Here is a 24,470-nt window from a genome sequence, read left to right as displayed (position 1 = left end):
GGCCCCGGCGCAATCGTTCCACTCCCGCCGGCGCGGGGGTGCCATTGAGAGGTTTGGCCCATGGCACACGATGATCCGTTCGGGCAGATGCCCGCCGATCGCACCCTGATCATTCCGTCCCCGGGTGCCCGCCCCGCCCCCCAGGCCGGCTCGCCTCCGCCCCCCCCCGGTGGAGGACGCTTCGAACGCACCGACCTGAGCGCCCTCGACTGGGAGACCGGGCTCAACCCCCTCGTCGCGGCCGCCAGCCCCCTGCTCAACCTCGCCCCCCAACTGCGCCAGGTGGCTCCGCCCGACCCGTCCGGCCTGCGCGCCACCCTGGCCCAGGCGCTGCAGGAGTTCGAGCGCCGCGCCCGCGCCTCCGGCAGCCCCAACGAACACGTAGTGGCGGCCCGCTACGCCCTGTGCACCTTCCTCGACGAGGCCGCCGCCAACACTCCCTGGGGCGAGCGCATCTGGGCCCAGAACAGCCTGCTGATCCAGTTTCACAACGAAGCCTGGGGCGGTGAGAAGTTCTTCCAGCTGATGGGCAAGGTGGCCGAGCAGCCCGACACCCACCGCCACCTGCTGGAACTCTTCTACCTCATCATCAGCCTCGGCTTCGAGGGCCGCTACCGGGTCCTGCAGAACGGTGCGGCCCAGCTCGAACAGGTGCGCGAGCGCCTTTACGCCATGCTCAGCCGGGTGCGCAGCGAACCCGACCGGGAGCTCTCTCCCGATTGGCGCACCACCGCCAGCCAGCGCAAGCCCCTGCGTGACAGCCTGCCCATCTGGGCCGTGGCGGCCGTGGCCGCGGCGCTCACCGGCCTGGTCTACGTCGGCGCCTCCTTCGCCCTCAACCGCCAGTCCGACCCGACCTTCTCCGACATCCTCGCCCTCACCGTAGCGCCCCGCAACGCCGTCGCCAAGGCCGCCCCCCCTGCCGCCCCGGCCCCCGACCGACTGGCCAGCCAGCTCGCCGCCGATGTGCGCTCCGGCCGCCTGGTGGTGCAAGACCTGGCCGACCGGAGCATCGTGCTGACCCAGGGCGACGGCCTCTTCGACGCCGGCAGCGCCACCCCCTCGGCCACCTTCATCGCGCTGCTCGACCACATCGGCACCGCCATCGGCAAGGTGGGCGGCAGTGTGGTGGTCCGCGGCCACACCGACAACCAGCCGATCCGCTCGGCGCGCTTCCCGTCCAACTGGCACCTCTCCAAGGCCCGCGCCGACGCCGTGGCGGCCTTGCTGGCGGCGCGCCTGCCGGGCAGCGGCGGCATCAGGGCCGAAGGCATGGCCGAGAGCATGCCGGTCGCCTCCAACGATTCGCCGGAAGGGCGTGCCCGCAACCGGCGCGTCGAAATCGTCGTGTTCCCCCCGGCTCCGGGCAACTGATCCGCTGGACACCTCCATGAAAAGCTTTTTCAAGGCCCTCCTCCACCCCGTCGCGATCACCGCCATCGGCCTCATCGCCCTGAGCCTGGTGATCTGGTACGTGGGGCCCCTCGTCGCCATCGCCGGCCACGCTCCCTTCGAATCGGAAACCGCCCGGCTGGTGCTCATTGTGCTGTGCGTGCTGGCCATCGCCGGCCACCTGGCTTACCGGGGCTGGAAAGCCCGCCGCAAGAACGCCGAGCTGATCGACGGCATCGCCGGCAAGCCGGCCCAGAAGGAAGAGTCGCCGGAGCTGCAGACCCTGCGCCAGCGCTTTGCCGAAGGCACCGCCGTGCTCAAGCAGCGCCGGCTAGGCGGCGAGGCCAAGGGCGGCGCGCTGGACAAGCTGTCCGCCCTGGGCTCCAGCCGCTACCTGTACGAGCTACCCTGGTATGTCTTCATCGGCGCCCCCGGCTCCGGCAAGACCACCGCGCTGATCAACTCCGGCCTGCGCTTCCCGCTGGCCGAAGGCACCACCGGCCATCAGGTCAAGGGCGTGGGCGGCACGCGCAACTGCGACTGGTGGTTCTTCGACGAAGCGGTGCTGCTGGACACCGCTGGCCGCTACACCACCCAGGACTCCGACCGGGAGAGCGATAAGGGCGCGTGGCGTGAATTCCTGGCCCTGCTCAAGAAGTTCCGCCCCCGCCAAACCCTCAACGGCGTCCTGCTGACCCTTTCCCTGAGCGACCTGCTGACCCACAACGAAGCCGCCGCCAGCGCCCATGCCGCTGCCCTGCGCGAGCGCATCCACGAGCTCTACACCGAACTCGGCGTGCGCCTGCCGATCTACGTGCTGGTCACCAAGTCCGACCTGATCGCCGGTTTCCAGGAGTTCTTCGGCAACCTGGGCAAGGATGCCCGCGACCAGGTGTGGGGCACCACCCTGCCCCTGGACGACGAGGCCAAGCCTCTGGCCGGCCTGAGCGCACGTTTCGCAGGCCTCCAGGCACGCATCGACGGCCAGCTCCTGGAACGCCTGCAGAGCGAGCGCGACCTGTCCCGGCGCGAGGCCATTGCCGCCTTTCCCCATCAGTTTGCTGGCGCCACCCGCGTGCTCGGCAGCTTCATCGACCAGATCTTCGCCTCCTCGGGCTTCAAGCACGACGCCCTCGTGCGCGGCGTCTATTTCACCAGCGGCACCCAGGAAGGCAGCCCCATCGACCGGGTGCTGGCCACCCTGGGCGGCGCCTTCAGCCTGGAACGGCGCGTGCTGCCGCCCCAGTTCGGCTCGGGCAAGAGCTTCTTCATGACGCGCCTGCTGCGCGAGGTGATCTTTGCCGAGCAGGGCATCGGCAAGGCCAACCTGGCCTGGGAGCGCCGCCGCGGGCTGATCCGCCTGGCCGCCTTCGCCGCCATCGGCCTCGTGTCGGTGGGTCTGCTGCTGGCCTGGACGCTCTCCTACATCGGCAACCGGGGCTACATCGATGAAGTGAATGCCCGCGTGGCCGAGCTGAAACCCGTCACCGTAAAGGCCTCCGACCTGCCCCTGGACAATCTGCTAGCGCTGTTGCCGGTGATCGATGCCGTGCAGGGCGTGTCCGTCACTGCCGCCCGCCCCAACGGCAACACGCCCATGTCCCTGGGCTTCGGCCTGGCCCAGGACGAAAAGCTTGATGCTGCGGCCGACCAGGCCTACCGCAACGTGCTGCGTGACGCGCTGATGCCGCGCATCGCCCAGCGCATCGACGCGCAGCTGCGCGACAGCCTGCCGCGGAACAACCTGGAGTTCACCTACGAGGCCCTCAAGGCCTACCTGATGCTCCAGGACCCGGCCCACTTCAACGGGGAGGCACTGAAGGCCTGGATCACCAGCGACTGGGAGCGGACCCTCCCCGCCGGCGCCACCACCGATCAGCGCAGCGCCCTCAACCAGCACCTGGACAATCTGTTTGCCAACGGCGCCGTCAGCTCCCCGGTGGCCACCGACAGTGCCCTGGTGGCCCAGGCCCGCAACCAGCTGCTGCGCTTCTCGCTGCCGGCCCGGGTGTATAGCCGCCTCAAGCGCCAGGGCGTCGGCCGCGACATCCCCGACTTCGCCCTTGATCGGGCCGCTGGCCCGTCCGCCGCGCTGGTCTTCACACGCAAGAGCGGCCAGCCCCTGACCAAGGGCATCGCCGGCCTGTACACCCACGACGGCTACTACAAGGGCTTCGACCGGGAGGTCGGGCGCGTTACCCAGCAGCTGGCCGGCGAGGAGACCTGGGTGCTGGGCAGCGCCGCCGGCACCCCGCCCGACGCCGCCCGCCTCATCGAGGACGTCCGCCGGCTCTACCTGGCAGACTACATCGCGGTGTGGGACGAGTATCTGAAAGATGTAACCCTGATCCGCTCCGCCAGCCTGCAGCAGAGCATCCAGCAGGCGCGCACCCTGTCAGCCCCGGACTCGCCCCTGCCGCGCTTCCTGAAGGCGGTGGCCCGGGAGACCTCCCTGAGCCGCAAGCCCGAGGACAAGACCGTGGTGGATACGGCCAAGGAGAAGATCTCCGGCGCCCGCCAGGAGCTGGGCAAGATCCTCGGTTTCGACCCCGTCGCCAGCGGGCGCGGGCCCCAGGGCCCCTCCCAGGAGAGCATGGTGGACGAGCACTTCGCCCCGATCCGCAACCTGGTGGACAGCAGCGACGGCAAGACCGCCCCCATCGACGGCGTGATGGCCCTGCTCAACGAGGTCTACGTCAACCTCACCGCCACCGAAACCGCCCTGCGCGACAAGGTGGCGCCGCCGCCGGGGGGCACCGCTGCCAAGGTGAAGGCCGAAGGCGCGCGCATGCCCGAACCCCTGCGCTCGATGCTGCAGCAGATCTCCAACGCCGGCGTCAGCCAGGCCCTCTCCGCCACCCGCGAAAACCTGTCGGCCAACGTGGGCGGCCAGGTCGGCCAGTTCTGCCAGCGCGCCATCGAGGGCCGCTACCCCTTCACCAAGGGCAGCACACGGGACGTGACCCGGGAAGACTTCGCCCGGCTGTTCGCGCCGGGCGGCATCATCGACGATTTCTTCCAGAAGAACCTGGCCCAGTACGTGGACACCTCCACCCGCCAGTGGAGCTTCAAGAAGGTCCAGGAGCAGTCCCTCGGCGACCCGGGCAGCCTGGTGCAGTTCCAGCGGGCAGCGGTCATCCGCGACGTGTTCTTCCGCAGCGGCGGCGCCCTGCGCCTGGACTTCAAACCCCTCGAGATGGACCCGGCCCTCACCCAGATCACCCTCGACGTGGATGGTCAGCTGATCCGCTATGCCCACGGCCCGCAGGTGCTCCAGTCGGTGCAGTGGCCCGGCGCCAAGGGCGGCCTGAGCGCCCGGGTTCAGGTCAATCCGCCTTCCGCCAGCGGCAACTCCGGATTCTCCACCGAAGGCCCGTGGGCGCTGTTCCGGCTCTTCGACAAGGCCCGCATCGAAAGCCTGGGCGCACCGGAGAAGTTCCGCGTGAGCTTTGACGTGGACGGCCGCGGCGCCAGTTTCGAAGTGACCGCGGGAAGTGTCCAGAACCCCTTCCGGCTGCGCGAACTCGCCGAATTCCGCTGCCCCGGGGGCCTCTAGCCCCGCCAGGACAGGATGACCGGAACAGTCACACAGGAGCCCGACGATGACCGCAGGCTGGTACGGCAAGCTGCCGGCGCTGGGTGATTTCGCCCAGCGCCGGCTGGAACAGGATTTCATCACCCACTGGGACACCTGGCTGCAGGCGGTGATCGTCGACAGCCAGCGCACCCTGGGGGGCAACTGGCTGGCCACCTACCTGCGGGCGCCGGTCTGGCGTTTCATGCTGGGCCCCGGGGTGGTGGATGGGCGCCGCTGGAGCGGCATCCTGCTCCCCTCCGTGGATAGGGTCGGGCGCTACTTTCCGCTCACCATCTGCACTGCGCTCCCGCCCTTCAGTTGGGCGGCCACCCAGGTCGCGGCGCTGGATGCGTGGCTGAACCGTCTTGAGGATGCGGCCCGGGCCTGCCTGACCCACGAGGCCACGGTAGCAGGTTTTGAAGCCGCCCTGGCCGCAGCCGGCCCCCTCGACCTGGGGCCACCGCCGCCCGGTGGCGCAGCCCTGGCCGCCCTGAAGGCCAGCAGCCGGGCCTGCCCGCTGCCCCGCCTCCCGGGACAACCACCGGCCTTCGACGGGCTGGCCGGCGAAGCGCTCGATGAGCTCCTGGAGGGTTACAGCCTGTGGTGGGACAGCGACGGACAACGGGCCATTGCCCATGCCCATCTGCCGTCCGGCCCGGCCTTTGTGGACATGCTCCAGGGCAGCGTCAGGGCCTGACCGGCTGCCCTCAAGGCAGGCTCAGGCCACTGCTCACTGGGCCGACGGATAGGACCGGATGACGGTGGTGGCAGCGGGCCGGGCGCCATAGAACACCCCCACCGCACTGAAGTTGTCGTTCTCGGCCTTGGCCACCCGTTCCACCTGCAGGGCCATGCTCACCAGCCAGTCGTTGGCCTCGACCGACCCCGCCAGCTGGGACAGCATGCAGCTCTCGTCCACGTACTCCCACCATCCGTCGGTACAGATCAGGAAGGCGTCGCCCTGCTTCAACCCCACCAGCGCCCCGGCCACCGAGAGCTCGATGGTCTCGGCGGAGCCGATGGCGGAGGTGAGCAGGCTGCGCTGGGGATGGGTGCGGAGATCGCTCGGGCTGCTGTAGCCCGCATCGATGAAGCTCTGCACCAGGCTGTGGTCACGGGTGCGGTAGGCAATGTCACCGTCGCGAAACAGGTAGATGCGGGTATCACCCACGTGCCCCCAGATCGCCGACTCCGTGGCTCGATCCACCATCAGCAGGGCCACCGTGGCATGCATGTCGTCCTTGGTCACACCGCTCTGCTTGGCGTTGATCACCGCGTCATTGGCATGGCGCAGGAGCTCGATCGCCCGGTCCGAACTCACCGTGGGATTGGCGGAAAACGCCTCAAGGATGCTGCTGACCACCAGCCGCGACGCAATGTCGCCGCTGCCATGCCCGCCCGCCCCGTCCGAAACGACCCAGCATGCCGCGCTGTCGTTGCTCCAGAAACCGCAGGCATCCTCGTTGTAGCCCCTGCCGCCGGGCTTCGAGAGATAGGCCGTCTCGAGGGCGATAGACCGGTCCATCACTGCTCCTCCGCCTCGTCCCTGAGGCGCTCGATCTGCGCCTCGTAGGCCTTCAGAAACTCCCGTCCGAACAGGGCATCGAAATCGTCCTCGGCCTCCCGGGAGATGGCGGCATAGTGCTGCTCGTAGAGATCCCACAGGCGGGCCTTGCGTGCGCCGGGCAGCACGCTGGCCAGGAAGCCGCCGTGGCTGATGCGCTTCTCCAGCACCTCGGGCTTGAAGCGCTCGATCAGCCCGCCGATCGCGGCCCGCATGCCGGCCAGGAAACCGAACTGATGGGAGCGCAGGTCGACATAGGCATCGCGCATCGCAGGCTCTGCCGCCAGGAAGCCGCCGCCCTTGGGCTCCAACAACTGAAACAGGGCGAACTCCAGGTCCGGCGCAAACTTGAGCGGGTTGTTCTCCCGGCTGACGATCATCGTCATGTCGGCCCGAAACTCGCGTTTTGTCAGGGCCCTGGCCTTGAGCAGGCCCATGGTGCCGGCCACGGACTCGCGTACCACGACACCAAGCTGCTCCATGCGCTCGGGGGTCAACCCCCCATGCGCGTAGATCGGCATGCCCAGGCCCCGCTGGAAGGCAGCCAGCAGCGCCGCCGCAACATCGGGCGACGCAGGCGCAGCGGCGGCAGGTGCTGTCGGCTCGGGCGTGGGTGCAGGGGTGGCAGGTGACAGGGGCGGCGGAGGCGTGAGGACCACATCAAAGGCCTGCGCACCGGCCGCCCGGGGCGGGTGGGAAGCCGGCGACGACGCGTCCTTGCGGCGCTCGTAGATCTCTGTCTGGGGCAGCGCTCCCAGCTCCCGGGCCGGTGTGGATCCGCCATTGGAGCCTTCGCCGGCAGACCAGGACAGCACAATACCCCCCCCCGGCGGCGCAGCACCGGCCGGATCACGGGCCGGTGGCTCGGGCGAGTATGTCACTGCGGCAGGGGCCGGGTCCGGCAACGGCGGCACTTCCGCGGCGCGCTCGGGAACAGCGGGCAAAGCCTGTACCGCCAGGGGCCGCGGCAGCCCGATGTTCTCGGCAAGCAGCGGCGCATCGTCACGCACCGGGTTCGGCACGGCCTCCCGGACGGCACCACCAAAGAGTGCCAGGGGATCATCTACGACGGGTGCCTGCCCCAGGGTCGGTGCGACATTGCCGGAGAGGGCGGTGCCGGCAAAGGGATCCCTGCCCCCATCCCCCGCCCGGATACCGAACAGGGTATCGACACTCGCCTCCAGCCCGGGCACCCCACCCATTACGGCGGGAGGCGGCACCACCGGGCGCGGCGCCGGAGCAAAAGGGTCAGGCAGGGAGGCCGCTGGCACCTGCGGCTCGGGGGGCACCGCGGCCGCATTGAAGAACACACCGAACGGATCTTCGGCCGGGGTCGTCAGGGAGGGGCTGCGGGGCGGCGCGCCGAACGGATCCGAGCCCCCCGAAGAGGCTCCGCCAAACAGCCCCAGCGGATCGCTGCCGACCGGCCTGGCCCCCTCGCCTGGCATCTGGACGCGGCTCTGCTCAACCCACATCTCGTACTGGCCGACACAGACCCGGTCACCATCGGTGAGCAGCACGCGGGTTCCTCGCCCCACCGGGCGATCATTGACGAGGGTCGGATTGCCGCCGAGATCCTCCAGCATGTAGCGCCCGCCCTCGACGAGCACCCGCGCCTGTACCCGGGAGATGTGACGCTCGGGGTCTGGCAGCGTGAGACGATTCCCCGCCTCGCGACCGATGGTTCCACCGCCGGCACCAAACTCCGCCTGGATGGGCTCAGTCAGCGGAGCGCCCTTGAAAGTCATCACGACGATGCGCATAAGCAAATGCCCGTTTAATCCTGATAGATCCGATTGTGTCAGACAGACGGCGGTGGCGGAATGACCCCCTGCCCTGCCAGGGCGGCCCGGGCACCAAAATCCCAGCGGGCTTCGAGGTCGATCCAACGCTGGGCCTCACGGCTCAGGCTGTCCCGGATGTCGTGCCCCCGGCACCAGCGTACACCACCCTGCCAACGTTTGCCGTGCTCATCCCGGAGCTGGCGGACCTTTGCAAGGTCAGGCAGTAAAAGTTCATCGCGAAGATCCTGGAACACCGGATTTTCATCGTCACCTGCGGGGGAAGCAACCCGGGCACCGTCCGCACTCAACCCAGTCATCCGGCTCCAGCCGCGCAGGGCCGACGCGGCCAGCTGCGGATCATCCGACGCCATCCAGACGTGCACCTGCTCCAATGCCTGGCAGGTGCCCAGGCGGGCTGCCAGGGGGCCGCGCTGCGCCGCAGGCTGCTCGCTGATCCGGGCAAGCACGGCGGCCTGCCCGTCAGGGGGCGCCAGTGCCCCAAGCCACCCCAGCGCCCAGGGCTGCCGCTCCGGCACCGCGGCGAGACGCCACAGCGTGTCCAGCACCCAGGGCTGCCCCGTCCAGATGGCCGTCTCGACAGCCGTCTCTACCACAAGCGGGTCCGCATGACGGAGTGCTTCGGCATAGGGCCGCGGCTGCGCCGTGTGGTGGGCATCCACACACCGGGCCGCCCGCCAGGCTACTTCCGCCACAGAGCCCTGATCGTGCACCAACAGGCCCGCCAGCCCGGCCGCATCAGCTTCGAGCCGCCCCTTCTGGGCCAAGGCAAGGCTGGCCCATGCCGCCTGGGGGGCATTCCCGTGGGTAAGGGCATCGCGCAAAGCGGCTTCCGTGGATGCCAGGGGCACCAGGGTGAGCGCCTCCCCGAGCCCGGCCAGCCCGCCCCCCTTGGTTTCCAGGAAGACCTCAAGCACGCGGGAGACCTGGTGATCCGCCGCGCCGCGCAGGAGGGCCCAGCCGATGGCAAAGACCTCATCCCGGTCGGAGGACACCAGCGCACTGCCGGCAATGTCGTCGAGGGCCGCGCCGGCCACCATGGCCCCCTGCACGTGCGCCTCGATTCTCTCGTTGAGGTAGGCGAAATCCCGCAGGGTCAGGCTGTCGGAGCGAATGGATGCACGGCGCCGCTGCCACAGGTAGGCCAGCTCTTACAGATGGGTAAGGACCCGCTCCGGAATGAAGCGCCAGGCGCGCGTGAGGGGAGCGACGACGGGCATCGCCTAATTGATGGAAACGCTGCCGGCCTTGATGCGTTGCAGGCCCCGGGCGCGGATCAGTACATCCTCCCCGCGCAGCACGGCCTTGCCATCGGCCCGAAGATCGAGCACGGCGGCGCCGCATTTGAGGGTCAGCACTTCGGTCGCCTCAAGGCACAGCCGCGCCGGGGGTGCCGGGGGGCTGTAAGGGCCGATCCGCCCCATCACCACGGCGGGATGCCCGCCGGCAGGGGGCAGCACGATGACCCAGTCATGGATGGCCAGCGCCACCGAGGCGTTGCTGCCGGCCTGGAGCCAGGCCGCATCCCATTCGCGGCCCCCCGAAAGGCGCACCCGGATCAGCCCGCCCTCCAGCAGGGCGGTCACTTCGGCCCGCTGGGGCAGCGGGTCGACTTCATGGGGCAAGGCCAGGACACGTGCGGTTTCAGACATGGACAACTCCAGACAGCGGGGCGGAGACCGGGCGATGAGCGGCGCTCAACCGACCCAGTCCTCCGGCAGGATGAACTCCAGGGTGGTGATGCCGGCATCGAGGATCGCCTGCCGGACACGCCGGCTCACCACGATGCCATTCACCGACTCGGCCAGGCGAAACATGTCGGCCGCCCCCGCTTTGGCGGGATCGATGGCCAGGCCGTCGAAATCCACCGACAGCAGCGGGCCATCCGGCGCCGAGAAAGTGGAGCGGGACAGATCCGCCGCAGCCACCAGGCCGATGAGGTTGAACGCCAGCAGCCCGTCGTGGCTGCACCCGCTGGCCTGCTCCGTCACCCGGGCGGGATAGAAATCGATGTTCGACACCCCCGCCGCCATCAGGCATTTGGCCAGCCGGCGGGACATGAGCGGCACGGGCACGTCGGTCAGCTCCGGCTGCAGCCCCTCCTCCCCCGGCTCGACGGTCACCGGCACGGGCACAGGGGGTGGCGCGTCAAAGGGCTGCCCCATGATCCAGCTGCGCTCCTCGTCGTCGGGCTCGTAGCTGTACTGGGCGTGGTCGCCCTCCTCCGGGCTGTGGCAGGCCAGCATGAAAAACGCGGCGGATGGTTCGGTCATCGGCTACTCCGGCTATGGCGATTCAGCCCTTGCCAATCAGTTTTCCCCAGCGCGATGTGAACACCATCGCATGCCCGCGCCGCCCCTTCAGGTAAGACCGCAGGCGCGCCGACACCCCGTCCAGGCGCTTGATCAGGCTGAAGGGCGGGGGAATGCCATATTCGGCGATCTTCTCCTCGCGCTTGGCGCATTTGCGGCAGGCGAGGCCGTCAAGGTTCTTCTTCTTGCGCTCCTGCAAAGACGCCCCGATCTTGTTGAGGATGCCCAGCACGAACTTGTTGTAATCCACGTGGGCGTCGTGGAACTGGGCATTCACCAGGCGCGTGGCCTTGTCCACATACAGCCACTTGCGGTTGTCCGGATCGATCTCGTGGCGCAGGCCGTCGAGCTTGGTGCTCGACGCACTGCGGCGTGCCGCGCGGCGGCGCACGCTGCCCTCTTCGGCGTCCCCGTCCATGGCGCTGGGCGCCCCCACCCAGTCACCCGTACCCATGCCCCCCACGGCATAGTTGCCCGGCAGCCAGACGCCGTTCTGCAGCCCATTCACGTCGTAGCCGATATCGCTCCACAACTTGCTGGGGCCACGCCCCTTTTCCATGAAACGCTTGAGCTGGGTGGCCTTCTTGAGGGAGGCCTGGGCCGGGATGAGGTGATGGGCGGCGCACCATACCGGATAGCTGTGCTCACCCACCGTGACCTCCCGCTCGGCCTGCTCGGGATAGGGCACGGGCCTGAGCTTGCGCTTCAGTGGTGGGTACAGGGTGGTGCCGCTGCCCGCCTCCATGTAGCTTCCCAGGGTGCCGCCGTTGCCCACCAGTTGGTTATTGACCTTCTCGGGGGCAGGGGCGTCGTGATCAAAGGGGCAGGGCACATCGCCGCTATCGGCAATCAGGCCAATCATCACGGATTCTGCAAGTTCGGTCATGCCCTCACCCGAGAATGTTCTTCTTGTTGTGCCACAAGGGGTCGCCCAGACGGCAGACGTTCTTCCCGTCGAGCATCACATTGAAGGAGTACATCAGAAACTCGCATTCCTGCTTGAAGGTGCTGCTGATGACGCCCCCCAGCGTCCCCGGCTCGTCCCCCATGCTCATCATGTACTTGGCGCCCTTCACCATCACCATCGAGCCGTCAGCCTTGACCGTGGTAGTGCCGGCAATGGTGTCGGAGGACTTGCCGATGTTCGGATACGGGATCGGTACGGGCGGGGCCGGCGGTGCGGGGGTCTTGCAGACATCGGGAAAGACCATGCTCATGCCACCACTGGTCTTGTGCGCGAACCCGGCAATATTATGAACAGTGCATGGCATCGACCGACCCTCAGCTGCTGCGCTCGAAGATGACCGCGGCCCGGTCTCCCTTGTCGGAAGAAGCATAGACCAAAGCCGGGCCGGGTCGATAGCCCCCAGCCAGGCCGTGGCAGGCCAGCGCCGCCAGCGCCACGCCGTGGGCCGCCCCCAGGTCGCCAAAGCACTCGGCCGGGTGCTCCATCCGGGCCTCGTCGGCAAAGGCCGCAGCGTTGCGGATGCGCGCCACGCCAAACTCCCGCGCCCAATAACGCTCGCCGTTGAAACTGCAATAGACGGTCTGGAGCGGCGCCGCCAGGCCCGCGTTGTCGAGGCAAGCCGAGACCACACCGGCCAGGCCGTCCCCCAGGTAGGGCTCGTCGGCGTACAGATGCCCGGGCTCGAAGCCGCTCCCCGTCGCTGCGATCCGCGCCAGCACGGGCAGCCGGTGGCGGCGGGCTTCTGCTTCGCTCGCCACCAGCAGGAAGGCGGCCCCCTCCGCCGGGCTGAAGCCGTCACTGACAGTCTCCCCGCGAATCCGCCCGGCACGGTCCAGCGCCGCCAGCACGTACAGATCCACCAGGGAATCCAGCCCGCCCACCAGGATCAGGCCAGCCTCCCCGGCGGCGATGCGCGTCACGGCCTGGGACAGGGCCATCAGGCCGCTGGCCCGACCGCGCGGCGCGGCAATGCTGAGCGCCGGGTCGAAACACGCCCCAGCCTGATTTGCCAGCAGCTTGAGGAAGCGTTCGGAATCGATGGGCAGGGTGGTGTGATGTTCCGGCAGGCCAAGGAGCAGCGGGGGCGCCGGCAGATCGGCAGGCAACCCGGCATACACATCAACCAGGGCGGCATGGGCCAGGCGCAGCATGCGGGCCTCGCGGGCCTGCAGGGGAGCGTCGACCAGCGCCGACGCCAGGGCCGGCAGGCCCGGGTCGGGCACGCGGCCCACGATGAAGCGCTCCAGGCGTCGGTCGCACCAGTCGATCTCGCGCAAGGCCGACAGTCGCGCCCGTGCCCCGGCTGCACTCTCCGCCAGACCGAGACCCGCCGGGCACACCAGGCCGGCGGCGGCGATGACGGCGCTCATGGGGCCTTCTCCAGCTGGCCGGACACATGCAGGGCACGCAGCTTGAGCAGGTGCTTGTCCACCGCCAGTTCGGCCCGCCAGACCATCTGCAGGCGGGCCATGTCCGGCTCGATGAGGACGGTATCGAGCAGCGGCTCAGCCGCCATGTGGCGCCCGGCAAAATCGAAGGCCATGTGCAGATCGGGGCGAGGCAAGGCGAAACAGACCTTCCCGCCCCCGGTCACCCCTTCCAGCGCCACGTCCTCCCCTCCCGTCAGGCGCACCGGCGCGACCAACCCGGGCGGGGCGGCCTGGAAGAAGCGGGGGTCGAAGTCGAGGGGAAGATACGGCGCCCGGGTCTTCTGCCAGGCCGCATCGTAGGTGCCGGCATACCTGGCACGCCCCAGCCAGCCTGGCGCCACAGGCGCCACGCCGGCCGGCTCGGGGCGCTCGTGGGGATGGCGCAGCAGGGCGTCCGGGTCTTCGATGCAGGGCAGCGGCAAGCCAACCGGATCACTGTCCCAACTGGCCACAAAACCGCGCCCCACCGGGTTGCGCTGCTCGCATTCGGGCGGATGCTCGGGATGGCCCCGGGACGGCCCGCCAAAGGCCAGCTCCCAGCGCAGAGGCAGGCGCTCGAAGGGCTGCGGAGCACTAGGCCGCCAGCCCTCCCCCTCCCGCTGCCAGCTGCGCTCGCCGAAAACCCGCAAACGCCGACCAAAACCACCGACGCGCAAGGCGACGTCCATGCACGCCACCGGCCCAGCCGGCGCCACCGCGCGACCGAGCAGCAGCACGTCGGTGGAGGGCTTGAGCAGGGTCAGATCTGCCGCGGCGCGCAGGGACGTGCTGGCCGTATCGCCCCAATACACGTCGCTGGCGAGGAACATCGCCTGGCTGGCGGCAAGCTGCGGCACGCCGGTGGACAGGTCGTAACTGATCTTCACAGCGGCGTAGGCGCACTCGACGCCACTCGGCGCGGGGAAGACCGCCAGCGTGGCCGGATAGGGAGTGGTATTGATGACCTGGAGCATCGGGCTCAGTTGCTGGCGATCTTCATGCCCTTGATGGCCACCTCGCCCGAGGCCTTGACGCTCACCTTGCCGCTGCCCTTGATGGCGATGTCGCGCCCCTGGATGGTGATGGTGCCGTCTTTCTTGAGGGTGATGGAGGCGTCGCCGGTCTTGAAGGTGATGGCGTCGGCGGCCTCGAGATAGTAGGTCTTGCCGAGCTGGACCCGCCCGTCCTTCCCAACCGTCACGGACTGGTTCTCGCCGATGCTGAGGGTCACGTTCTTGCCTATCGTCTCGGCGAGATTGGCGCCGATGTCCACGTGCTCGTCGCCACCCACCCTGCGATCGCGGCGCCCGCCCACGTCGTGGCTTTCGTTGGATCCCACCGTGATGCTGCGGTTGGACCCCACCGAGGTGCTGGCATCCGCCCCCACCGCCAGGTCGCGATTGACGCCAATGGTGATGGATTCGTTGTTCTGCACCGATTCACTGCGGTCGTGGCCCACCGACACCGTCTCATCGTGGCCGACGGTCTTGGAGCGGTCCACCCCGATGGAGCGGGTCTCGCAGTTTTCGATGACACCATCGAAATTGCGCTCAGCGTGAACATAGACCTGCTCTTCGCCCTTCTTGTCCTCGAAGCGGAGCTCGTTGAAGTTGGCCGGGGAGCCGCCCTTGCTGGAGCGGGTCTTGATACCGGTCTGGGTCATGTTGGCCGGCAGGGCGTAGGGCGGCATCTGCTCTGCGTTATAGACCCGGCCGGTGATGATCGGCCGGTCCGGGTTGCCCTCCAGGAAGTCCACGATGACCTCCTGACCAATGCGCGGCAACGCCACCATGCCCCAGTTCTTGCCGGCCCAGGGGTGGGACACGCGCACCCAGCAGGAGGCGTTCTCGTCCTTGCGGCCGAGGCGGTCCCAGTGGAACTGGACCTTCACCCGCCCGTACTTGTCGGTGTAGATCTCTTCGCCGGCCGGCCCCACCACCACGGCGGTCTGCGGCCCGCGCACGATGGCCCGGGGTGTGCGGCGCTCGGGCCGGAAGACCTCGGCGGTGGGCATCACGGTGAAGCGGCAGCTGTGGCTGGAGCCCTGCCCGGTACCGGTTTCGTGCCCACCATGGACCATGTCGTACTCCGCCGACACCACCAGGTATTCCCGGTTCTGGTCATCGCGGGGGTGCTCCTGCAGGGTGAAGGTGGCGCCGCTGGCGATCTCCACCACGCCGCTGCGCCCCTCCATCACCTCGTAGGGGACGCGCAGAGCCTCCAGGCGGGTCTTCACGTAGCGCTCGCCATCGGCGGTGCGCAAATAGTCGCCGGGGTAATCGTAGACCTCGAACTTCGCCCCCCCATCGCTGGAGGACACCTTGCTGGACTTCTTCAGATCCAGGGAGGGACGCTCGAAATCGTAGTCATCCAGCTCGGTCATGCCGGTGCGGATCTCCCGGGCGCTCATCCACTGGCCGATGGTCTTGTTCTCGGCCCGGCCGCGCCCGCCTTCGGGCAGAAAGCGGATGGACGGATGACCGACCACCGGCTTGTGGGCGCTGATGGAGTCGCACAGCACCACCGTGTGCTTGCCCGGCACGTGCTTGAGGAAGTAGTAGATGCCCTCGGTTTCCAGCAGTCGGCTGACGAAATCGAAATCGCTCTCCCGGTACTGCACGCAGTATTCGAGGGGCGCATAGCTGCCGGTCAGGCGAAAGTCGAAGCTGGCATCGGGGTACTTGCCGAAGATGTCGCGGACGATATCGGGCACCGACTTGTTCTGGAAAATCCGGCAATCGGCGCTGCGCGTCAGCAGCCACAGCCAGGCGTGGGCCACGATGCGATAGCGGAAGTAGCGCCCCTCCACCCCCACCAGGCCGAAGCGCGTCACGCAGGCATTGAAATGCCGCGGCCCGGCCTCCAGGCCATTGTGGATCACCGTCACGCCCTGCCCGAGAATGTCCTTGGGCAGCAGGGTTTCCTTGGCGGACAGCACCGTGATGTCGTACTCGGCAAGCCGCCCCAACTCTTCCCGGGCCTGCATCGTTTCGAAGCGCACGGCATCCCCGAACGGGGACGTGATCTCCATCAGTTGTTCCATGACATCTCCCTCAAGGCTTGCGTGCCACCACGACCAGCCCCTGCACGGGCTTGCCCCCTTCAGTCCGCAGGCTGTCCTCGCCCGCCTCCAGCAGGGCGAGCCCGGCCGCCCGGACCACCTCTTCCACGTGCCCGCGGGTATGGCTGTAGCGGCCATGGGGATTGATCCGGAAACCCTCTGGCGGCGTGCCATCGTCCACCTGCTCGACGGTAAACACCAGCAGTCCGTCAGCCTTCAGCCCCCCCGCCGCAGCGGCCACGACCCGCCGCAGGTCACCGAAATAGCACAGGGTATCGGCGGACATGATCACGTCCCACACTTCGCCCTGGCCGAGCAGGAACTCGGTGAGCTCGGCCTTGGCCAGCTCGGTGTAGACGCCCTTGGTGGCGGCCAGCTCCAGCATGCCGCCGGAGAGATCCACACCGACCAGACGATCACACAGGGGCGCGACCAGCGGGCCGCACAGGCCGGTGCCACAACCTGCATCGAGCAGATCCAGGCCGCGCCGCGCCCCCGCCTGGCGGGTGAGCGCCGAGGCGCACAACTGGGGAGCCTGGTAAGACAGCTTGAGATTGAGCTGCTCCTCGAAACTCGAAGCGAAGCGATCGAAGGTGTACTCCACGTAATCGTCGGCGGCCCGCTCCGGCACACCCTGGCCCGAACAGGCGGCATACATGTGGCGTGCCACCGGATGCTCGGGTGCCACCTCGACCCATTGCCGGAACACCTCTGCCGCCTCCTCGTGACGACCGAGGGAGTAGTAGGTCAGACCGAGCAGCTTGTGGGCCTCCGGGTGCCCGGGAATCCGGCCGATGGACTCGCAGTAATAGCGGATCGCCTCCGCCGTCTGCCCCTGGGCGGCATGCAGCAGACCCATGTTGTTGTAGGCCCGGACGTTGCCCGGATCGAGCCCCATGGCGCGCTGAAAACTGGCCGCGGCCTCTTCGAAACGCTTTTCGGCCTTCAGCAGCGCGCCATGGTTGTTATGCAGGTCGGCGTCGTCCGGTGCGAGCTGAATGGCGCGCCCATAGCAGGCGGTGGCCTCTGCCAGCTGCCCGCACTGCATGTGGATGTTGCCGAGATTGTTATGGAACCCCGGAAAATCCGGCACCAGCTCGATCGCCCGCTGGATCAGGGCGATGCCCTCTGCGCTGCGGCCACTTTCGTGACACAGCACGCCGAGGAAATGATGGGCATCCGCCAGTTCGGGGGCGGCTTCGATGATTCGCCGGTACAAGGCCTCTGCCCCCTCGTAGGCCTTTTCACGATGCAGCCTGAGGGCCAGGCCCAGGGCTTCTCCCAGGCTCAGCTCGGCGGGGGCATCCAGCTCGGTGTCGATGTCGGCAGTCATGGCTTTAGCGCTTCGCGTTCAAGGGCATGCTCATTCAAAGGCGTAGCTGAAACCGCCATCCACCACCCCGATCCGCACGGCAGCCACCGGACGCCCCTCCATGGTGCGGGTCAGGAACTCCCGGCTCAGGTCGGGCAGCAGGGTGTTGGTGAGGATGGCATCGATCATGCGGCCACCCGATTCGCTCTCGGTGCAGCGCGACACCACCAGCTTGCGCACCTCGTCGGTGTACTCGAAGGGGATCCGGTAGCGCGCCTCGACCCGGGCCTTGATGCGATTGAGCTGCAGGCTGACGATGCGCCCGAGCATCTCGTCCGACAGGGGGTAGTAGGGAATCACCACGAGGCGGCCGAGCAGGGCCGGCGGGAAGATCTTGAGCAGCGGCTCGCGCAGACTCTTGGCCAGGCCGTCGGGCTCCGGCATCAGCTCCGGGTCGCGGCACATGGACGAGATCAGATCGGTGCCGGCGTTGGTGGTGAGCAGGATCAGGGTGTTCTTGAAATCGATGAAGCGCCCCTCCCCGTCTTCCATGAAGCCCTTGTCGAAGACCTGGAAGAAGATTTCATGCACGTCCGGGTGGGCTTTCTCCACCTCGTCCAGCAGCACCACGGAATAAGGCTTGCGGCGCACTGCCTCGGTGAGGACGCCACCCTCGCCGTAGCCCACATAGCCCGGCGGCGCGCCCTTGAGGGTGGAGACGGTGTGGGCCTCCTGGTACTCGCTCATGTTGATGGTGATCAGGTTCTGCTCGCCGCCGTACAAGGCCTCGGCCAGGGCCAGCGCGGTCTCGGTCTTGCCCACGCCGGAGGTGCCGGCGAGCATGAAGACGCCGATCGGCTTGCTCGGATTGTCGAGCCCGGCGCGGGAGGTCTGGATGCGCTTGGCGATCATCTCCATGGCGTGATCCTGGCCGACCACCCGTTCGCCCAGCGCGGAGGCCAGCTTGAGGATGGTCTCCACTTCGTTGCGGGCCATCCGCCCCACCGGGATCCCGGTCCAGTCGCCCACCACGCTGGCGGTGGCCTGGTAGTCGACGGTGGCGAGGATCAGGGGGTTTTCGCCCTGCACCTCGGCCAGGGCGGTCTGCACCTCGCCGAGCCGTGCCAGCAGTTCGCTCCGCTCGGTCTCATTCGGGGCGCTGGATTGGGCCGCCGGATCGGCTTCGGCCACTTCGCCGGCCGCCGCCTCCAGCGCGCTGCCGGTCCCCTCGACCGGCTGGGCGCCTCCGCGCAGGCGCGCGCGCAGGGCCAGCAGCTCGTCTACCAGTTCCTTCTCGCGCTTCCAGCGGGCTTCCAGCTCTTCCAGGCGCGCCCGCTCCGCCTCCAGGGCGACGCTCACCTCGGCTTCACGCTGGGCCACATCGATGCCCACCGCCTTCTCGCGGCCGATGATCTGCGCCTCGGTTTCGAGGGCCTCGATGCGCTTGCGGCAATCGTCCACCTCGGCCGGCGTGGCATGCAGGCTGACCGCCACCCGCGCACAGGCGGTATCCAGAAGGCTGACCGACTTGTCGGGCAGCTGCCGCGCCGGAATGTAGCGGTGGGACAGGCGCACCGCCGCCTCCAGGGCCTCGTCGAGGATCTGTACCTTGTGGTGCTTCTCCATGGTGGAGGCGACCCCGCGCATCATCAGGATGGCGCGGCGCTCGTCCGGCTCATCCACCTGCACGGCCTGGAAGCGCCGGGTCAGGGCCGGGTCCTTCTCGATGTATTTCTTGTATTCGGCCCAGGTGGTGGCGCCGATGGTGCGCAGCTGGCCGCGGGCCAGGGCCGGCTTGAGCAGATTGGCCGCATCGCCGGTGCCTGCCGCGCCCCCGGCGCCGACCAGCGTGTGGGTCTCGTCGATGAACAGGATGATGGCCTTGGGGCTGGCCTGGACTTCGTCGATCACCGCCCGCAGGCGCTGCTCGAACTCGCCCTTCATGCTGGCCCCGGCCTGCAGCAGGCCCACGTCGAGGGCCCGCAGCTCCACGTCCTTGAGGGACGGCGGCACATCGCCACGCACGATGCGCTGGGCGAAGCCCTCCACCACCGCGGTCTTGCCCACGCCGGCCTCGCCGACCAGGATGGGGTTGTTCTGGCGCCGCCGCATCAGGATGTCGATGAGCTGGCGGATCTCCTCGTCACGCCCGACGATGGGGTCCATCTTGGCCTCCCGCGCCTGGGCGGTGAGGTCGGAGGTGAAGCGCTTGAGGGCCTCCTGCTTGCCCATCGAGGCCGGCGCCAGGGCGTCGCTGGCCTCGCCAGGCTGGCCGGAGTTGCCGGGCACCGACAGGGCCTCTTCGGCGGACGAGGCCACGATGGCGGCGAACTCATCGGCCAGGGTGTCGGCGCGGATGCGCTCGAACTGGCGCGAGATGCCCAGCAGCACATTGAACAGGCGCGGCGTCTTGAGCGCTCCGACGATCAGATGGCCGGTGCGGATGGCGCCCTCGCCGTACATCAGCGAACCATAGACCCAGCCGCGCTCACAGATGTCCATGACGTGCTCGGAGAGGTCCGAAATGGCGGTCGCGCCCCGTGGCAGCTTGTCCAGGGCTGCGGTGATGTCCGCCGACAGACGCGACGCATCGATCTCGAAATGACGCACGATGCAGTGGATGTCTGTGTTCTCCGCCTGAACGATCTGGGCGATCCAGTGCACCAGCTCGACATAGGGGTTGCCCCGCAGCTTGCAAAATACGGTGGCACCCTCGATGGCCTTGTAGGCCACGTTGTTGAGTTTGCCGAATAGCGCAACACGACTGATCTCGCTCATACCGACCTTTCAATTAGGCTGACTGGGCTGCAGGGAATCGATCGGCGGCTGAACTGCGTGGATTGCTGCCACCGGACGGCGAAGCGGGGCGCCCCAGCACCCGCTCCACGTCGAGCACGAGGTCGTCGGCATCGCGGGAGGCATCCCGTCCGCCCAGCCAGGACGAATAGCCCAGGCGCACCCGACCATCGAGCCGTGCATGCGGGACGTCCGCGGCGGCAAGCACCAGCCGAGCGTCCCAGAAAAACTCCAGATTCACGTAGTTGTGCACGCAGGCCGCCAGCGCCCGGATACCCGCGCCACCTGGCAGCAGCGATGCGTAGGCATCGCCCGCCAGAGGGCCGATACGCAGGCGGAACTTGTGCTGCCTGTCCCAAACCCGGGCGCCGACCACCGCCCCCTGGCCGAGAGCCTGGCGCCCGGTGCCGAGAACCAGGCGATCGCCCTCGTCGAGCACGATCCAGTGGCCGACAAACTGCTCGACCTGCACCTCGCAGCGGAAGTAGGCCGCCACCAGCTTGGCCAGCCCTTCCGCATTGCGGATCTGGCGACTCAGGTGGCCGGTATGGGCGAGCTTGGCAAAGTCGGGCAGCGCATCCCGGTCGCGCAGCTCGGACAAGCCGATGCCGGCCAGGGCCCCCAGATAACCCCCGAAGGGATCGTCGTCGGGCCGGTCGAGGCTGACTGTCGGCTGGGCCTGCGCCCAGGCGCGGTAGAAAAGGCTCAGGAAACGGTGATGGAAGACATCCAGGAAGCGCGCGAAGCTGGCATCGCCACCATGCAGCAGACGGTTGCGGGCATGCTCGGTGAGATGTCGCGGCAAAGGCCCGTTGGGGCCGAGCATGCCGAAAAAACGCACTTCCAGGCGATTCGGCCGCCGCCCCTTGGGCGGGGCGACAGCCGCCAGTGACGCCGGGGCAAAAGTGAGGTCGGGGTCCTGCCCGAGGCGTATCGGCTCTTCGCCGGGGCTACGCCCGAGACCGATGCGAGGCGCGTCCGCATTGAGCGCATCGAGACGGCGCAAGGCCTGGTAGAAATCCCATGCCCAGGGCTCCCGGGTCATGGACTCCAGCAAGCTTAGAAGATCGGGCGAAGCCCGCATCGGACCTCCCAGCTCATGACCTCACCACGGGTCAGGGAGCGCAGCCTGGTCCGCGTGAAGCTGTTGATAGACACATAGCGGGCAAAGAAATGCTCAAGTACCGAACCAAGCAGGAAGGCACTGCCGCCCTCGAAGGCCAGTTCGTCCACCTCCACCGCGATGTCGATGCCTCGCCCGAAACAGGGTGGCCCGGCCATCGGGAGGCGCGTGGAGAAGGGCACGGCGTGCACCGAGCGCAGCCCCTCGATCTGCCGCCGGACGCTCAGATCCTTGCTGCCGCCGTAGAGCCCGAGCATTTCCCGCAGGGCCGCTGCGCCCTTGGCGCTGTCGCTGTCCAGCAACGACAGATAGTTGAGGGAGAGCAGGCTGATGCACTTCCAGGCCTGGGGCCCATCGGCCACCGGTGCGGCGGGCATGGAGGGCCCGCGCACGCAGCGCACCCCCTCGATGGGCGCAGATACGTCCAGGGCGAAATCACTGCCCTGCCCCCCCAGGTTGAGCAGTATGGGCAGATCCCGGTTGGTGCACAGGATGGTCGCCGCCAGCTGGCGCAGGTCGGGGCTGTAGGGCGCTTCGGCTGAATCCACGATGGAGACGAAGGTCTCGCTACCCGTGTAGCGGGTCCGGGTGCCGATGCGACGCTGCCGCTCGGACAGCAGCCGCGGCTCGCGACGGAGGGTGAAATAGCCTTGGGCCCCCGCATCCCAGCCGTGATGGCTTTCGTAGAAGCTGACGAAGTTCTGCTCCCTTTCCGCACCGGAGCTGAAGCCGGTGAGGGACAGCACGTCGTAGACCTCGAAGTCCATGGCCCGGGTTCGATCGGGCATCACATGGAACTCGTATTCACCGGTGGTGACATGAATCCGGTCCGCCCGCCGCTGGAAGAGATTGATGACCGGCGTGGCGTTGAGCAGGAAGTTCCCCGCATCAACCTGACTCTCCAGGGTCGCGTCTCCTTTGGAGAAGAGCAGGTGCAGCTCCAGTTCGCTCACCGGCATGCGCGACAGCACCGCGGCAAGGCCCGAGATGTCGAAGAACAGGAAGCGCTGGGGGAAGGCGAAGTATTCGTGGATAAGGCGGTGGCCACTGAACCCCCGGGGCGTGGACGGCAGCAGGGCTTCGTCGTCAGCGTAACCCGCCAGGGTCAGGCAGGAGCCGGCCAGAAAATGGCGGTTGCGGATGGGCCGGTCGACGCCAGTGACCATGACGCCCAGCGGCTTGCCGCCAATGCACTCCAGGAGCCGGTAGGCTGTTTCGTCGGCACCGCCGAGGCAGAAGCGCAACTGCTCCACCCGGAGCTGATCGAAGCGCAGCCCTGCGGTGCTGCGCAGCCGAATGCGCACGCCACCGCGGAACTTGCGGGCGATGTCTGGCGACGGCAGGGGCAGGTCGGTGGCGGCGCTGAAATAACGCGCCTCCACCACTTCGATGGGCCACAGGCTGACGTCCCGGGCCGTGGTGAAGGTGCAGGCGCTACCATCCCGCGCAACCGAGGCGGTCTGCAGCGCACTCCCCCGCTTGATGACGAAGCCCTCGGCCAGGTTTGCGTCGGACAGGATAGGCTGGAACTGGGCGATCGCCATCGCCGGCGTGGGCGACAGGAAATGGGGATGCACCATCTCCAGCAAGTGGTGGGTAAAGCGTGGAAACTCGGCTTCGAGCTTCAGCTGGACGCGCGCAGCGAGGAAGGCCGCCCCTTCGAGCAGACGTTCGACGTAAGGGTCGGCGACTTCGATGCCATCCATCGACAGACGGCTGGCAATCTTCGGGAACTCCTCCGCGAACTCGCTCCCCATCTCCCGCAGATGGCGAAGTTCCTGATTGTAGAGATGCAGCAGCCGAGGATTCATGCGGACTTCATTTGCTCAGTTCGAACAGTTCGACCTGTCCGGTTTCCAGATCCAGGGTGGTCCTGATGAGCATCTCGAGGGGCACGGGCTGGGCCCACAGCAGGCCCGATATCTTCAAGCTGACGAGGTTGTGCCAGTCGAGCATGTTGTCGTCGAGAATCGCCGTGACCAGGAGGGAGTCCGGCAGGATGCGCGGTTCGAATCGGATGATGGCGTCCCTGACGGCCCGTTCAATGTCGCTAACCGCGATGGAAGCCGCCGTTTCTCCGGAAAACGAAGGCACCCCGTAGTTGAGCACCGAATTTCCTGCATGGGGCGCAGCGGCGAGAAGATTGTCCTTGTCGCTCAAGCGGGTGCAGTTCAGCAGGGCGGTCAGATCCCGCAGGACAGCCGCGCGCATCTGGCTTCTGCTGAGCACACGGCGCTCGACCGGCTCCTGCACACTCCCCGGATCGTCATCGGTCAGTCGATCCAGCAAGGACGGCTGAAGCCGCTCCCGCGGCACCAGCTCAGTCATCCGCAGGCTCCGTGCCCGCTTCCGGCACGGCATCAAACTCGATCAGGCGCACATCCATCAGGGCCTTGTCACCGCCATCGGTGCTCAGGATGCGCTGGCCGCTGCCGTGAAACACGCCCGGCAGCGCCTCGAAACATTCGGTGCGACGCGCCAGCTGGACGAGGGGTTCGGCGGACAGCTCACTGCCCGGGTAGCGAGTCGGGATCAGGCCGACACTTTCGCCGCCATTGACGAACTCAAAATGGACCGGGGTCCAGACCACATCGCGCAGATCGGCAGGCTCATCAAACTGGATGCGACGCAGATTGGTGTAGGGCAGCCAGTAATAGCGGCCATTGATGACCGCCTCACACACCGGGCCGAGGCGCATGTCGGCATCGGCAAGCCACGCAAAGGCCTCTCCGTCGAGGGTACCGGAGCTTGCCGGTGCGGCATCGAACGCCTTCTGGCGCAAGCGCTCGGCCCCCTCCTGATCACCTTTGCCAGCCGTGAGCAGGGATTCGATCAGCAGCGCCAGCCAGGTGTCGGGCTGGCCGAAGATCATGGGCACCTTACGCCCGGCAAACACCTCGTTGCGCAGGGACTCGCACCGGATGGCCTCCCGGTAGGTCTGAGCCATGGGCAGCGCCGCGGCATCCAGCTCGGCCGCCACGCTCAGCTGATTGAGCGCCCGCTCCCACTGCCCGAGAACGGACAGGAGCTGAAACAGGAAAACGCGCAGGCGCGCGTCTGCAGGATTGGCGCGGACACCGTCCTGCAAGAGCTTGAGCGCCTGAGCCGGCTCGCCCTGCTGAAGAGCACTCTCGGCATTCTTCACTGCATTCATT

The 24,470-nt window shown here is 67.9% G+C and carries 19 protein-coding genes; 3 read left to right on the top strand and 16 right to left on the bottom strand.

All coding sequences use genetic code 11. The features are described 5' to 3' along the window. Nucleotides 1-60: 60 nt before the first annotated feature. From PHI64_RS06765 to tagF, 3 genes are read left to right on the top strand one after another with little or no spacing between them, the layout of a single operon-like run. Nucleotides 61-1,374, top strand: a complete 1,314-nt coding sequence (locus PHI64_RS06765) for a DotU family type VI secretion system protein (protein ID WP_299880560.1) — start codon at nucleotides 61-63, stop codon at nucleotides 1,372-1,374. Nucleotides 1,375-1,390: 16 nt separating this feature from the next. Next, nucleotides 1,391-4,948, top strand: a complete 3,558-nt coding sequence (gene tssM / locus PHI64_RS06760; RefSeq protein WP_299880557.1) for a type VI secretion system membrane subunit TssM — start codon at nucleotides 1,391-1,393, stop codon at nucleotides 4,946-4,948. 46 nt (nucleotides 4,949-4,994) lie between these two features. After that, on the top strand, nucleotides 4,995-5,666 hold the full coding sequence (gene tagF, locus PHI64_RS06755) for a type VI secretion system-associated protein TagF (RefSeq protein WP_299880554.1): 672 nt from the start codon (nucleotides 4,995-4,997) through the stop codon (nucleotides 5,664-5,666). A 33-nt stretch (nucleotides 5,667-5,699) separates the two neighbouring features. Here the strand turns inward: tagF and PHI64_RS06750 are convergent, their stop codons facing one another. The 16 genes from PHI64_RS06750 to PHI64_RS06675 form a co-directional block, all read right to left on the bottom strand. Beyond that, nucleotides 5,700-6,494, bottom strand: a complete 795-nt coding sequence (locus PHI64_RS06750; protein ID WP_299880551.1) for a protein phosphatase 2C domain-containing protein — start codon at nucleotides 6,492-6,494, stop codon at nucleotides 5,700-5,702. Then, the gene (tagH, locus tag PHI64_RS06745) at nucleotides 6,494-8,296 is read right to left on the bottom strand and encodes a type VI secretion system-associated FHA domain protein TagH (RefSeq protein WP_299880548.1); all 1,803 of its coding nucleotides are present in this window, start codon (nucleotides 8,294-8,296) and stop codon (nucleotides 6,494-6,496) included. The genes PHI64_RS06750 and tagH overlap by 1 nt, the downstream gene beginning before the upstream one ends. Nucleotides 8,297-8,334: 38 nt before the next feature. After that, nucleotides 8,335-9,387, bottom strand: a complete 1,053-nt coding sequence (locus tag PHI64_RS06740) for a hypothetical protein (RefSeq protein WP_299880545.1) — start codon at nucleotides 9,385-9,387, stop codon at nucleotides 8,335-8,337. Nucleotides 9,388-9,558: 171 nt separating this feature from the next. Continuing rightward, on the bottom strand, nucleotides 9,559-9,987 hold the full coding sequence (locus PHI64_RS06735) for a hypothetical protein (RefSeq protein ID WP_299880542.1): 429 nt from the start codon (nucleotides 9,985-9,987) through the stop codon (nucleotides 9,559-9,561). 45 nt (nucleotides 9,988-10,032) lie between these two features. Next, a complete protein-coding gene (locus PHI64_RS06730) occupies nucleotides 10,033-10,608 on the bottom strand; it encodes a DUF1629 domain-containing protein (RefSeq protein ID WP_299880539.1) in 576 nt (191 codons plus the stop codon). Nucleotides 10,609-10,630: 22 nt separating this feature from the next. Beyond that, nucleotides 10,631-11,533 (bottom strand): AHH domain-containing protein, encoded by a 903-nt coding sequence (locus PHI64_RS06725; RefSeq protein ID WP_299880534.1) that lies wholly within the window; start codon nucleotides 11,531-11,533, stop codon nucleotides 10,631-10,633. Nucleotides 11,534-11,537: 4 nt separating this feature from the next. Next, nucleotides 11,538-11,864 carry a DUF4150 domain-containing protein gene (locus PHI64_RS06720; RefSeq protein WP_299880531.1) on the bottom strand — a complete coding sequence of 109 codons (327 nt, stop codon included), beginning with the start codon at nucleotides 11,862-11,864 and terminating at the stop codon, nucleotides 11,538-11,540. A 64-nt stretch (nucleotides 11,865-11,928) separates the two neighbouring features. Further along, nucleotides 11,929-12,984 (bottom strand): beta-ketoacyl synthase N-terminal-like domain-containing protein, encoded by a 1,056-nt coding sequence (locus PHI64_RS06715; RefSeq protein WP_299880528.1) that lies wholly within the window; start codon nucleotides 12,982-12,984, stop codon nucleotides 11,929-11,931. After that, nucleotides 12,981-13,997 carry a DUF2169 domain-containing protein gene (locus tag PHI64_RS06710; protein WP_299880525.1) on the bottom strand — a complete coding sequence of 339 codons (1,017 nt, stop codon included), beginning with the start codon at nucleotides 13,995-13,997 and terminating at the stop codon, nucleotides 12,981-12,983. The genes PHI64_RS06715 and PHI64_RS06710 overlap by 4 nt, the downstream gene beginning before the upstream one ends. Nucleotides 13,998-14,002: 5 nt before the next feature. Continuing rightward, nucleotides 14,003-16,066: a type VI secretion system Vgr family protein gene (gene tssI / locus PHI64_RS06705; RefSeq protein WP_299880522.1), complete on the bottom strand. Its 2,064-nt coding sequence runs from the start codon at nucleotides 16,064-16,066 to the stop codon at nucleotides 14,003-14,005. Between the two features lie 10 nt (nucleotides 16,067-16,076). Then, the gene (locus PHI64_RS06700) at nucleotides 16,077-17,417 is read right to left on the bottom strand and encodes a tetratricopeptide repeat protein (protein WP_299880520.1); all 1,341 of its coding nucleotides are present in this window, start codon (nucleotides 17,415-17,417) and stop codon (nucleotides 16,077-16,079) included. Nucleotides 17,418-17,447: 30 nt separating this feature from the next. Beyond that, nucleotides 17,448-20,174, bottom strand: coding sequence for a type VI secretion system ATPase TssH (tssH, locus tag PHI64_RS06695; protein ID WP_299880517.1), 2,727 nt, complete (start codon nucleotides 20,172-20,174; stop codon nucleotides 17,448-17,450). A 13-nt stretch (nucleotides 20,175-20,187) separates the two neighbouring features. Next, nucleotides 20,188-21,237: a type VI secretion system baseplate subunit TssG gene (gene tssG, locus PHI64_RS06690; RefSeq protein ID WP_299880514.1), complete on the bottom strand. Its 1,050-nt coding sequence runs from the start codon at nucleotides 21,235-21,237 to the stop codon at nucleotides 20,188-20,190. A 14-nt stretch (nucleotides 21,238-21,251) separates the two neighbouring features. Then, nucleotides 21,252-23,126, bottom strand: coding sequence for a type VI secretion system baseplate subunit TssF (gene tssF, locus PHI64_RS06685; RefSeq protein WP_299880510.1), 1,875 nt, complete (start codon nucleotides 23,124-23,126; stop codon nucleotides 21,252-21,254). Between the two features lie 7 nt (nucleotides 23,127-23,133). After that, the gene (gene tssE / locus PHI64_RS06680; protein WP_299880507.1) at nucleotides 23,134-23,643 is read right to left on the bottom strand and encodes a type VI secretion system baseplate subunit TssE; all 510 of its coding nucleotides are present in this window, start codon (nucleotides 23,641-23,643) and stop codon (nucleotides 23,134-23,136) included. Continuing rightward, on the bottom strand, nucleotides 23,636-24,469 hold the full coding sequence (locus tag PHI64_RS06675) for a type VI secretion system accessory protein TagJ (RefSeq protein WP_299880504.1): 834 nt from the start codon (nucleotides 24,467-24,469) through the stop codon (nucleotides 23,636-23,638). The genes tssE and PHI64_RS06675 overlap by 8 nt, the downstream gene beginning before the upstream one ends. Between the last annotated feature and the right edge of the window lies 1 nt (nucleotide 24,470).

Origin of the sequence: Zoogloea sp., assembly GCF_028689785.1 — a bacterium.
In the GTDB taxonomy this organism is placed as follows: Bacteria; Pseudomonadota; Gammaproteobacteria; order Burkholderiales; family Rhodocyclaceae; genus Zoogloea.
Note: the sequence above shows the minus strand (reverse complement) of the source record. Positions and strands in the feature narration are given on the sequence as shown.